This window comes from Bacillus luti, assembly GCF_001884105.1.
Taxonomy (GTDB): Bacteria; Bacillota; Bacilli; order Bacillales; family Bacillaceae_G; genus Bacillus_A; species Bacillus_A luti.
Genome location: NZ_MACI01000078.1, coordinates 251,852 through 264,293 on the forward strand (window position 1 = coordinate 251,852; position 12,442 = coordinate 264,293).

The following is a 12,442-nucleotide window of genomic DNA, read 5'->3' on the forward strand; positions in this document are numbered from 1 at the left end:
GAACGTCATGTTAGGAAAATTAGGCGAATTAAAAGAAGGGTATAATGTATTAACAGAAATGAACGGTCAATGTAGTGATATGTTAATGGATATAGGTATATATAAGATGTCTAATGGAAAGGAAGAGTTGCTATTTGATAATAAGAATGAAACGGCAGTTCTTTTACTAGAAGGGGTAATACGTTTAGAGTGGGAAGGAAAGGAACAAGTTATTCAAAGAAAGTCTGTTTTTGAAGAGACCCCATGGTGTTTACACGTTGCTAAAAATGTGAAGGTTACAATTACTGCTCTTTCAGATAGTGAAGTGCTTGTTCAAAAAACAAATAATGACCAAGAATTTGCGTCCAAGTTGTATACTCCAAATGAGTGTCAAAGTGTTGTAGCTGGAGAAGGCGTATGGAATGGAACGGCACAGCGTGTTATTCGGACAATTTTTGACTATAATAACGCAGCATATTCTAATATGGTGGTAGGAGAAGTTATTTCTTATCCAGGACGATGGTCCAGTTATCCACCGCATCATCATGATCAGCCAGAGGTATATTATTATCGCTTTAACAAGCCGCAGGGATTCGGATGTGCAATGGTTGGTGAGGATGCTTATCGCGTTGTACATAATAGTTTTATTACAATTCCGGGTGAGCTGGACCACCCACAAGCAACGGCGCCTGGATATGCGATGTATTTTTGTTGGATGATTCGACATCTTGAGAATAATCCATGGAATGATCGTATCATGGAGGAAGACCACAAGTGGTTATTAGAACCAAACGCGAAAATTTGGCCAGAAAAGGAATAGACAAAAATAAAATGAAACTTTAATCAGTGGGGTGTTATCTCCCACTGATTTTTAGTTGGTTTTATCAAAATGTAAGACGAATTTTGAGACTTATTCAAAAAACAGCTAAATATAAGAGAAAAGAAAGTATAAATAATTTTAACTTGCTTTATTATCACTTGCGTAGTAAAGTGATAATAAGATGAACGCTAGGAAGTGATGAAACATGCGTGATAATACGATAGGATCGTTAATATGGTTACGTTTAATACGATTTACGAACCAAAGTAATCAGATGTCAAATGAGTTTTTAAAACGTTTTGATTTAACGACAGCTCAATTTGATGTACTTTTACAAATACGGACTTACCAGCCGTTAACGCAAATGGAATTAGCTGAGAAGGTTACTGTTACACAAGGTGGTATTTCTCGAATGTTAACTCGCCTTGAAAAAGAAGGCTATATTATACGAAAACAAGATTGGAAGACGAAAACCATTAGTCTTACAGAGCAAGGGGGAGCGGCTTTAGAAAGAGCATTGCCAGAGCAACTTGCATTTCAATCATCATTTTTTGATGATGTATTAAATGAAGAAGAGCAGAAAATACTTTATGAGTTGATGACAAAAGTTCATAAGCATAGTGAAAAAAAAGAATTACCGAATGAGTAATTTTTTTTACAGAATCAATTGACTAATCAAGTGATTAAGGGGAAATTAATACCGATTAATAAAGGAGAGAGCAATTATGGAAAAATACCGTATGGATACAAATAAAGGAATTGAGTTTGGATTATATTCAATTGGGGATCATATTTTAAATCCGCATAATGGAAAAAAATTAAGTGCAGGGGAGCGAATTCGTGAGCTTATTGAAACAGCTAAGTTAGCAGATGAGGCTGGACTTGATGTATTTGCAGTTGGTGAAAGTCATCAAACGCATTTTACAACGCAAGCCCACACAGTAATTTTAGGGGCTGTTGCACAAGCAACGAAAAATATTAAAATAGCGAGTTCTGCAACAATATTAAGTACATCAGATCCAGTTCGAGTATATGAAGATTTTGCTACAATTGATTTAATTTCTAATGGACGTGCTGAAATTGTAGCTGGTCGTGGTTCTCGTATTGGGGGTTATAGTTTACTTGGTTACGATGTAAATGATTATGAAGAGTTATTTGAAGAAAAGATGGATCTTTTACTGAAAATTAATAAAGAAGAAAATGTAACATGGAAAGGGCAGTTCAGAGCACCACTTGAACATGCGGGTATTATTCCAAGAGCTAAAAATAATAACTTACCAATTTGGCGCGCGGTTGGTGGTCCACCAGCTAGTGCCATTAAAGCAGGGAGCGCAGGTGTTCCGATGATGATAACAACGCTTGGCGGACCAGCTATTAATTTTAAAGTGTCAGTAGATGCTTATCGTGAGGCGGCTGCGCAAAGTGGATTTGATCCAGCTAGTTTACCGATTGCAACAACGAGTTTATTCTATACAGCAGAAAATTCACAAGATGCGCTAAGTGAATATTATCCTCACATTAATGCTGGAATGATTGCGTTACGTGGCGCGGGATATCCAAAGCAACAATTTACAAATGCGTTAGATTACCGTGACGCGTTAATGATTGGTAGCCCGCAGCAAATCATTGAAAAAATGCTTTATCAATATGAATTATTTGGACAACAACGTTTTATGGCACAAATTGATTTCGGTGGTGTACCATTTGACAAAATTGAGAAAAATATCGAATTAATTGCTACTGAAATTTTACCGGCTGTTAGAAAACATACAGCGAAATAATTTGAAAATACCGAGAATCTAACTGATTCTCGGTATTTTTTTATGTAATTGTTTAGGTTGAAAAAATGACAAAAAAATGAATTTTTAGTTTAGGGAGAAGGGAGTTGGTTTCTATTTTTGAATAACAAAATGCTAGGAATGAATTTTGAAAATACATTTTTCTCTTGACAAAAATCTTGTATTTTTCTCTGTTGTTTTCAAGGACATTTTTTTGAATGAAAGTCAAGTGTGTAAAGAGAAAAACGATGTTTGTATTGATGTAAAAGTAAGTATCACATTCAAAAAATGCATTTTAATAATGCGAAAAAATTTATTCAAAAAAATACCAAAAGACATATTTCAGACAAAATGATGTCAATAATACGTCAAAAATCATCTGAATTTATTATGTAAGTATATTATACAATTCGATTAACGAATCAAAACACTACAGAAATAGTGAAAAGGTAAAAAATAGCATTGCAATAGTTTGAAAAACTGAAATTTCGCATTTTTCGACAATACATACAAGATGTTTTTGTCTTTTCGTATTTCTTAATAATTGAGTTTTTTAAGATTGCTCAATTAATTTTTATTATAAAAACTATGAAGGAAGTGATTTTAGTATGGAAACGCTCGAATTGGCACGAATACAGTTCGCATCAACAACGATTTTCCATTACTTTTTTGTTCCACTGTCAATTGGTTTAGCTTTTATTATTGCGATAATGCAAACGTTGTATGTGGTAAAAGGGCAAGAAATATATAAGAAGATGGCGAAGTTTTGGACGCAATTATTCCTTATTAACTTTGCAGTAGGGGTAGTAACAGGTATTTTACAAGAGTTTCAGTTTGGTATGAACTGGTCAACATATTCACGTTTCGTAGGTGATGTATTTGGTCCATCACTTGCAATTGAAGGATTGCTGGCATTTTTCATTGAGTCTACATTTCTAGGTTTATGGGTATTCGGTGAGGATAAATTACCGAAGCGAATTCACTTATTATGTATTTGGCTCCTTTCAATTGGAACAATGTTATCAGCATTTTGGATTTTAACTGCAAGTGCATTTATGCAGTCACCTGCAGGGTATGAAATGGCAGCTGATGGGCGTGCGCAAATGAATGATTTCTTAGCAATTATTCAAAATCCGCAACTATGGGTACAATTCCCACATACAATTACAGCGGCAATTGCAACAGGGGCATTCTTTATTGCAGGTGTAAGTGCATGGAAAATTACAAAAGGACAAGAAACTGTAGTATTTAAAAAATCTTTCCGCATTTCTATCATTGTTGGAACGATTACAACGGCGCTTGTATTATTCTTCGGTCATGCACAAGCACAACAATTAATTAAGACACATCCAATGAAAATGGCAGCAGCTGAAGCACTATGGAACACGAGTGAGGATCCAGCACCATTTACAGTATTTGCGAAAATTGATACAGAGAAGAAAGAAAATTCGTTTGAAATTCAAATCCCTTATATGCTAAGTCTATTGTCGTATGATAAGTTTAGCGGTCAAGTTGAAGGGATGAATCAAATTCAAAAACAATATGAAGAAAAATATGGGCCTGGAGATTATATTCCGCCGGTTCATACAATGTTTTGGAGTTTTAGAGCGATGGTTATGAGTGGAATATTTATGCTTCTTCTAGGAGCTTACGGATGGTTCTTATCAAGAAAAGATCGTTTAGCTGAAAAAACATGGTATTTAAAATTAATGGTGTATGCAATTTCTCTTCCGTTCATCGGTAATACAGTAGGATGGATTATGACTGAAATGGGTCGTCAGCCTTGGGTAGTATTTGGTGTAATGAAAACAGAAGATGCTGTATCACCAAATGTAACATTCGGTGAAGTATTATTCTCACTTATTTCATTCACATCAATGTATTTAATTATGGGTGGAATTTGTGTGTACTTATTCGTTCGTACTATTAAGGGACATACGAATAAGAAAACGAAAAAGGATTATCAAAGCCATGATCCATTTGATAAGGAGGAAGAGTATGTTATCTCTTAATGAGTTATGGTTTTTAGTTATTGCAATCTTATTTGTAGGATTCTTCGTACTGGAAGGTTTTGATTTTGGAGTAGGAATCGTTTCGAGGTTTTTAGGGGAAAATGATTTTGAAAAACGAGTGTATTTAAATACAATTGGACCGTTCTGGCACGCGAATGAAGTATGGCTTGTTTGTGCTGGTGGAGCTATGTTTGCGGCATTTCCACACTGGTATGCAACTTTATTTAGTGGTTTTTATATTCCGTTTGTATTTATGCTTCTCGCCTTAATTTTAAGAGGTGTTTCCTTTAAATTCCGTGCGAAAATAGATAATCATAAATGGAAGAATGCATGGGATTGGGGAATGTTTATTGGAAGTATGTTACCTCCTATCCTTTGGGGAGTCGCGATTGCAAACTTTATGGTAGGTGTACCTATTGATGAGAGTAAAAATATGGTAGGTGGATTCCTACAATTACTTCATCCATTTGCGTTACTTGGAGGAGTAATGTTCCTTCTACTATGTATTGTTCACGGATTACAATTCCTTACAATACGTACAACTGGTAAATTGAGAGAACGTGCACGAATTGCTGCAATAAAAATTGCACCATTTTCATTAATTACGCTTCTTATTTTTGCTGGTATAGGGTTATGGAAAACCGATATTTTTACTGCCCATGGAACAGAATGGATTATGGTGCCGATCGGAGCTTTTGTAGCACTATTAGTATCCACCTTATTAAATAAAAGAAGAAGAGATGGTTGGGCTTTCTTTATGACAAGTTTAACAATCATTTTACTAAGTGCGAGTGTATTTATCGGTATGTTCCCACGTGTTATGATTAGCTCTTTAGGAGCGATGAATGATTTGACGATTTATAATGCAGCATCAGGGGCTTATGCATTAAAACTTATGACTTACTTTGCGATTGCTATTTTACCTTTCGTTATCGGAAGTCAAATATGGAGTTATTATGTATTTAGACAACCTGTTAAGTCAGACAACGATTTGGAGTACTAATGAAAAGAAAAAGAGGACTTCCGTCTTATCCCGGTAGCCGTATTTTATACGTATCGTTAACGATTATTAGTATTTTAGAAGCTTTTAGCATTATTGCACAAACAATCTTTTTAGCGCGCGCTATTACGTTTTTATTTCATGGAGAGACAGTACAAACAGTGTTAAGTGAAATTGTTTATTTTGGTATCTCGTTTGCAGCGCGTCAAATATTAGTTCGAACATCACAAATATTAGTGGAACGTTTCGCTGAAAAAACAGGGGCGTTACTAAGAAAACAGTTAATAGAGGCATATTTCACATTGGGTCCAAGGTATGTTCAAACTGTCGGAACAGGTCATCTGGTTACCTTATCGATTGAAGGAATTGAGAAATTTAAAACATATATTGAATTAACAATTCCTAAAATGATTAGAAGTAGTATCGTTCCAGCACTAATTGTTTTATATGTTTTTACGCTAGATATTGAGTCTGGGATCATTTTAGTTGTAACGATTCCTATCGTGATTATATTTATGATTCTTCTAGGGCTAGCAGCTCAGAAAATGGCGGATAGTCAATATGAGACATATCGTGTACTTTCTAATCACTTTGTAGATACGTTAAAAGGATTAGAAACATTGAAGTATTTAGGGAAGAGTAAACAGCACGAAGGAAAGATTGAAAAAGTAAGTAAAAGATATAGAAAAGCAACGATGCGAACTTTGCGAGTTGCTTTTCTTTCTTCTTTTGCATTAGATTTCTTTACAAGTTTATCAATCGCATTTGTAGCAGTAGGATTAGGGATTCGTTTAATAGATGGAACGATTCTTTTATTGCCTGCTCTTACCATATTAATTTTAGCTCCGGAATATTTTCTGCCCATTAAGCAAGTTGGAGCAAATTATCATGCTACTTTAGATGGGCAACTTGCTATGGAGCAAATTGAAGGGATTTTACAGCAACAAAAGGTAATGGAAATAAAGGATTCAAATGTAGAGGTTACATGGGATTCTTCGAGTAGCTTAAAGTTACAAGCTATAAAAGTAAATAACGATGAATCTGATAAGGCTATATTAGAAGGAATCGATTTTACTTGGGAAGGTAACGGTGCTATTGGTGTTATAGGTGAAAGTGGGGCAGGGAAATCAACGTTAATCGACATACTAGCAGGGTTTTTAGCACCTTCTAGTGGACAGATGTTAGTTAATGGTGTGGAAGTTAGTGGATCCACTCGAGAAGATTGGCAAAAAAACATTGCTTATATTCCACAGCAGCCTTATATTTTTCCGCTTTCATTAAAAGATAACATTTGTTTCTATGAAACAAATACAACTGATGAAGAAGTGGGAAGAGTTATTAACGAAGTCGGTCTCCGTTCACTCGTTACATCACTTCCAAATGGGATACATGAAAGAATTGGAGAAGGTGGACGTATGCTGAGCGGCGGGCAAGAACAGCGTGTTGCTATGGCACGTGCACTTTTAAGTAAAAAGCCAATTATTTTATTAGATGAGCCTACAGCGCATCTTGATATTGAAACTGAATTTGAAATAAAGCAAGCGATGTTACGTCTATTTAATGGAAAATTAGTATTTCTAGCAACCCATCGTCTACATTGGATGAAACAAATGGATCATATTCTTATTTTAAATAAAGGGGAAATTAAAGAAAGTGGGACGTATGAAGAACTTTTAGAGAATGAGACATTACACTTTCATAAGGAAGAGAGGGAGAGAAATGAGTAACTGGGTTAAACCTTATATAAAGCAAAATAAAGGTAGAATGACTTTAACTATATTCCTTGGGCTTCTGGGAGTTAGTTCAGGTGCGATGTTACTTTTTATTTCAGGTTATTTAATCTCTAAATCTGCTCTCAGACCAGAAAATGTAATGGCTGTATATGTTCCTATTGTTGCAACACGTGCGTTTAGTATAGGGCAAGCTGTGTTTCATTATATAGAGCGTTTAGTCGGACATGATGTCGTACTACGTATATTAGAAAAAATGAGAACGAAACTATATAGAATAGTTGAACCACAGGCGTTATTTTTCCGTTCGCGATTTCAAACGGGTGATATGTTAGGAGTGCTCTCCGAAGATATAGAGCATTTGCAAAACCTATATTTACGTACAATATTCCCTAGCATATTAGCGCTAGTTGTTTATAGTATCTTCGTACTTGTTATCGGTGCGTTTGACGTCGTGTTTGCATTAATTGCAGGGTGTATGTTGGCTATTATCGTTTTTCTGCTCCCATTTGTATCATTACTATTAATGAAGCGACATCATGTTACTTTGAAGCAAGGAAGAAACCGCTTGTATCAACAATTAACAGATGCTGTTTTTGGATTATCAGATTGGCAGGCAAGTGGTAGAAAAGATGAATTTATTAATGAGTATGTAGAGCAAAATGCTCAGTTGTTAAAAACGGAAAAGAGAGTGAAACGTTGGTATCATATTCGAGACAGTCTCATTCAGTTAGTAGTAGGGATTGTAGTGATTTCAATGATTATATGGACGGGGAATGAAGCGGCAAGTGAACAGATTGCTACTACAGTTATTGCAGCTTTCGTATTAATGACTTTATCTGTAACAAACGCGCTTATTCCTATTGCAGATGCCATTGATCGAATCCCGTCGTATATAGAATCTACCCACCGTCTAAATCGCGTAGAAAGTGACAGTGTTGTACATGATGAAATGGATTTACGTGGAGATAAAGATTACACTACGCCAAAACATGTAGATATTGAACTGAATCACGTATCGTATAGTTATCCAGATAGTAGTGAGATTGTATTAAAAGATGTATCATTGCAAATAAAACCCGGAAAGAAAATTGCTATTTTAGGAAGAAGTGGCACAGGAAAATCTACTTTATTAAAATTATTAACAGGGGCGTTAAGTCCAGTGAATGGCCAAGTTTTATTGAATGGTGAACAAGCTCATACAAATCTTTTATCCAAATATATTTCTGTATTAAATCAAAAGCCTCATTTGTTCGATACGACGATTGGAAATAATGTACGAATCGGTAAACCAGAGGCGGCTGATGAAGAGATATGGAAAGCTTTAGAGAAAGCACAATTAGCTGCGCATATTACTACTCTTCCAGATGGATTACAAACAAAAATGCATGAGATGGGAAAGAGGTTTTCTGGTGGGGAAAGACAAAGGGTTGCTTTTGCTAGAACGCTTATGCAGGAAGCACCAATCATTGTACTTGATGAACCGACTATCGGTTTAGATCCCAAAACAGAATTATCTTTAATCGAAACAATGTTTTCTGCAACGGAAGAAAACACGGTTATTTGGATTACCCATCATCTTGTAGGAATAGAACATGTAGACGAAGTTATATTCCTTGATCGTGGTCAAATTGTAATGCAAGGCAGTCATGAACAACTTCTTAAAGAAAACGAAAAGTATCGTAAGCTTTATGAACTTGATAAAGGCATTTAAACATGGAATGAAAAGCACAAATTCTTGATAGCTCGAGGTTTGTGTTTTTTTGTAAGATCCAAATCGTTCCACTGAAGATAGTGTTTAAAACCTATCTGTTTAAGGCAATACTGAGCCATAGTGAAAGCATAGTTGGAAGGCGTGATTATATGTTTGAAGAGGATGGAATTGTTTTAATTATGGAACCAGCTGATGAACGGAATCTGAGGAGATTTATTTTTACGGTGCCAAAGTCAGTGTACGAACAGAAGGGACTTTCATTACACTATGGAACAGCTATAGGACAAGGGTATATGGACATAATTGAAGATATTATTAGCGTACATATAGAAATAGATGTTGTAACGATAATAGGGCATGTGAGAGGGTAGATAGTTATTTGAAAAAGGTTATAAGCAATTTAGCTAGAAGTTTAGAAGGGAAGCGAAAAGAACAGTGAATTATAAGGAGGCAGGAGTCTGAAATGAAAATAAAATCTATTTTATTCGTATGTATAGTTTTGATTGGTTTAATGGGATGTTCGATAGTAGAGGAAGGCAAGAGTTCATTAGATTATGCTCAAAAAGCAACAGATTATGTCAATGAAGTAAGTGCTTTTGCAAATGAAGCACCAGCTTTAGCTGAAAAGGCTATTAATGATGGTGAAGCTCGAAAAGAATTGGAAGCGAAGCTGAATGAAATTAAGCAAGATATACCTGCTTTTAATGAATTAACACCACCAGATGTAGCGAAGGATCTTCATGAGCAAATTGTGGGCTATAATGAGAAATTAAGTGCATTGATTGATACATCTATGAAAAAGATAGAGGAAGGAAAAATGGATGTAGAGCAATTTAAAAACTCTGAACTTATGCAGACGGTAGATCAAGTGCGGGATTTGAAAGATAAGATACAAAATTTAGGACAATAATAAAAAGCTCTGTTTTTAATAAACAGAGCTTTTTAATGTTTTCTAAAGGGAAAGCTCATTATATTTTCTTCCTATAATATAAGTGTTGTTAGACGTTCCATTTTTCTAAAATATGTATTGTCTTATTGGTTGCATCCATTTCTATTTTAATACCGATTGGCATGGTGATCATTGGATGGGTATGACAACAATCGAAGTCAGCTAACAAAGGAATTCTTTGATTTTGTAGTACTTCTAATAGTATTTCGTAAGGTTTTCGATTTGTACCGCAATCATCAAACTGCTCATGTTTTCCAAGAATAATACCTGAAACTTTATCAAATACACCGTTAATCTTAAGTAAGGAAAAGCTTCTTTCAATAGTAGCTGCATCTTTTGAGCTATCTTCAATAAATAGAATATCTCCTTCCTTAATATGAGGCATATAGGGGCTACCCCAAATTCCTTGTATTGTATTTAAGTTACCGCCAATAATGCGCCCAGTAGCACGTCCATCTGTTGCAGAAATCCAATCATTTGGTCTCAGTTCTTTTTCTGCCGTTTTCTCTTCCCAATTTATACATTCATCTGACCAAAATAAAGGTTGTTTTATATGATAAGGGAGAGTTTGATTGTGTAGTAACGTTTCTGCAAAATATTTATATGTATAATCTACAAAAGGTTCAAATTCTCCAAAGGAAGGAACAAGTGCGGGACCATAAAATGTAGGAATTCCGGTTTTTGCATAGATGCCTAGTAATAAGGCGGTTGCGTCTGAATAACCAATCATTATTTTAGGGCTATTTTGAAAAGCGTCATAATCAATATAAGGTAATAATGAATTAGAATTCATGCCACCAATTGTTGACATAATGCAAGAGATGTTAGGATTTCTTATCAAGTCATTTAGTTCCTCAGCACGCTTCTGTATACTGCCAGAACGATAGTAATCATGTCGGCCTGTTAGGGAACCCTCTAATATACGAAATCCTTTCTGCTGTAAGTAAGATTTTGCTCGTTCAAATCTTTTGGGAGAAGTATAGGTAATAGGTGAAGAGGGCGAGTATATACCAATGGTGTCTCCGTATTTCAATGATTTTGGAAGTATCATTTGTTTGAATCCTTTCTATTATATAGTGTTTTTTGGGCTCTTTATATAATTGAATTTTCTTATATTTCGTTATTTTAATTGTAGCATAGTTAGAAAAGTAAAATACATTGAAATAATAATTGCTACAGCTGAATAAATATACTTTTTATCTTGACGATATAAAGTAATTGTTGTTAAGGTTAAATTTGAGTGTATAAAAGGTTTACAAAAGGAGTTTTCAAATGAAGCAGTTAAAATGGGGAAGAATAGCAATCCTATTAGTAGTAATTTTGGGTATATGTTGGTTCTTTTTCCAAGGGGCTCAAAAGAGTGGGATCAGCGCAGATGCTAAACCTTTACAGGTAGCTGAATTACCTAAAATAGGACTATCTGATAAGGAAGTTCCACCAAAATATATCCCACCGGAAATTAATGCGAAAGCAGCTATCGTTATTGATGCGAGTGATGGAGATGTTATTTATCAAAATAACGAGAATGAGGCTTTTGCGCCAGCTAGTATGTCTAAGATGATGACAGCATATCTTCTATTAGAGAGTGTACATAATGGGAAAGTTCGCTGGGAAGATCCTGTGAAAATGAGTGCGAAAGTGGCACAAACAGAGGGTGCAAGAATTCCAGTACAAGTTAATGACACGTTAACTGTAAAAGACTTGTATCATGCGCTAATGATTGAGTCAGCTAACAATTCGGCAGTGGCTTTAGCGGAGCATATGGCAAAGACGGAGAAAGATTTTGTTCAGCTGATGAATGCGAAAGCGAAACAGTTGGAAATGTCGGAATATGCTAAATTTGCAAATGCTTCAGGGTTACAAGAGCCTGATGGAAGTGAAACGAAGATGACGGCTGCTGATGTAGCAAAATTAGCGTATAATCTTATAAAAGATTATCCTGAAATATTAGAAGTAACGCATTTAAGACAAAGTCAACTAGCATTTAATAATACTACAGTTACAAATACAAATGAAATGTTAAATGAAAATAATAAAAGTTTACATATAGAAGGAATGGACGGGCTAAAAACAGGATTTACAGATAGTGCAGGGTATTGTTTTACAGGGACTGCAAAACAAGGTGATACTCGAATTATTACAGTCGTGATGGGGACATCAGGTAAAACAAAACGTTTTACAGAGACGAATAAGTTAATGACGTATGCATTTGGATTAGTTAATTAAGTAAAATATCGTTGTAGATCGCTACATAAGCAAGACTGCTTGTTGTTACCTGTTTTAGATAACAACAAGCAGTCTTTTTATTTTAATTGCAAAAAGGGAAAATGTGCTAAATGTAAGTGTTATCGTTTGAGTTTGTGTCTTAGTATTGATATTATAAAGTTATGAACTTATTAATAATAAGTTCAAGGGGCGTAATATGATGTATACATATGAAATGGCCTCAAATGAAAATTG

11 protein-coding genes are annotated in these 12,442 nt (G+C 35.1%); 10 read left to right on the plus strand and 1 reads right to left on the minus strand.

What is annotated here, in order from left to right; translation table 11 throughout:
- Window positions 1-7: 7 nt before the first annotated feature.
- From BAQ48_RS19760 to BAQ48_RS19800, 9 genes are all read left to right on the plus strand, one after another.
- On the plus strand, window positions 8-799 hold the full coding sequence (locus BAQ48_RS19760) for a 5-deoxy-glucuronate isomerase (protein WP_071712499.1): 792 nt from the start codon (window positions 8-10) through the stop codon (window positions 797-799).
- Between the two features lie 205 nt (window positions 800-1,004).
- Window positions 1,005-1,448, plus strand: a complete 444-nt coding sequence (locus BAQ48_RS19765; RefSeq protein WP_071712500.1) for a MarR family winged helix-turn-helix transcriptional regulator — start codon at window positions 1,005-1,007, stop codon at window positions 1,446-1,448.
- 76 nt (window positions 1,449-1,524) lie between these two features.
- Window positions 1,525-2,580 carry an LLM class flavin-dependent oxidoreductase gene (locus tag BAQ48_RS19770; protein ID WP_071712501.1) on the plus strand — a complete coding sequence of 352 codons (1,056 nt, stop codon included), beginning with the start codon at window positions 1,525-1,527 and terminating at the stop codon, window positions 2,578-2,580.
- A 605-nt stretch (window positions 2,581-3,185) separates the two neighbouring features.
- On the plus strand, window positions 3,186-4,589 hold the full coding sequence (gene cydA, locus BAQ48_RS19775) for a cytochrome ubiquinol oxidase subunit I (protein ID WP_071712502.1): 1,404 nt from the start codon (window positions 3,186-3,188) through the stop codon (window positions 4,587-4,589).
- Window positions 4,576-5,592: a cytochrome d ubiquinol oxidase subunit II gene (gene cydB, locus BAQ48_RS19780; RefSeq protein WP_000950081.1), complete on the plus strand. Its 1,017-nt coding sequence runs from the start codon at window positions 4,576-4,578 to the stop codon at window positions 5,590-5,592. Before cydA ends, cydB begins: the two co-directional genes overlap by 14 nt.
- On the plus strand, window positions 5,592-7,316 hold the full coding sequence (cydD, locus tag BAQ48_RS19785; RefSeq protein WP_071712503.1) for a thiol reductant ABC exporter subunit CydD: 1,725 nt from the start codon (window positions 5,592-5,594) through the stop codon (window positions 7,314-7,316). The genes cydB and cydD overlap by 1 nt, the downstream gene beginning before the upstream one ends.
- A complete protein-coding gene (cydC, locus tag BAQ48_RS19790; protein WP_071712504.1) occupies window positions 7,309-9,033 on the plus strand; it encodes a thiol reductant ABC exporter subunit CydC in 1,725 nt (574 codons plus the stop codon). The genes cydD and cydC overlap by 8 nt, the downstream gene beginning before the upstream one ends.
- 149 nt (window positions 9,034-9,182) lie before the next feature.
- Window positions 9,183-9,404 carry a hypothetical protein gene (locus tag BAQ48_RS19795; protein WP_000461290.1) on the plus strand — a complete coding sequence of 74 codons (222 nt, stop codon included), beginning with the start codon at window positions 9,183-9,185 and terminating at the stop codon, window positions 9,402-9,404.
- A 92-nt stretch (window positions 9,405-9,496) separates the two neighbouring features.
- Window positions 9,497-9,943, plus strand: a complete 447-nt coding sequence (locus BAQ48_RS19800) for a DUF6376 family protein (protein WP_000695188.1) — start codon at window positions 9,497-9,499, stop codon at window positions 9,941-9,943.
- 88 nt (window positions 9,944-10,031) lie between these two features.
- Here the strand turns inward: BAQ48_RS19800 and BAQ48_RS19805 are convergent, their stop codons facing one another.
- The gene (locus tag BAQ48_RS19805) at window positions 10,032-11,033 is read right to left on the minus strand and encodes a S66 family peptidase (RefSeq protein WP_071712505.1); all 1,002 of its coding nucleotides are present in this window, start codon (window positions 11,031-11,033) and stop codon (window positions 10,032-10,034) included.
- 221 nt (window positions 11,034-11,254) lie between these two features.
- Between BAQ48_RS19805 and BAQ48_RS19810 the strand changes: the two genes are divergently transcribed.
- A complete protein-coding gene (locus tag BAQ48_RS19810; protein ID WP_071712506.1) occupies window positions 11,255-12,208 on the plus strand; it encodes a D-alanyl-D-alanine carboxypeptidase family protein in 954 nt (317 codons plus the stop codon).
- Window positions 12,209-12,442: the final 234 nt, after the last annotated feature.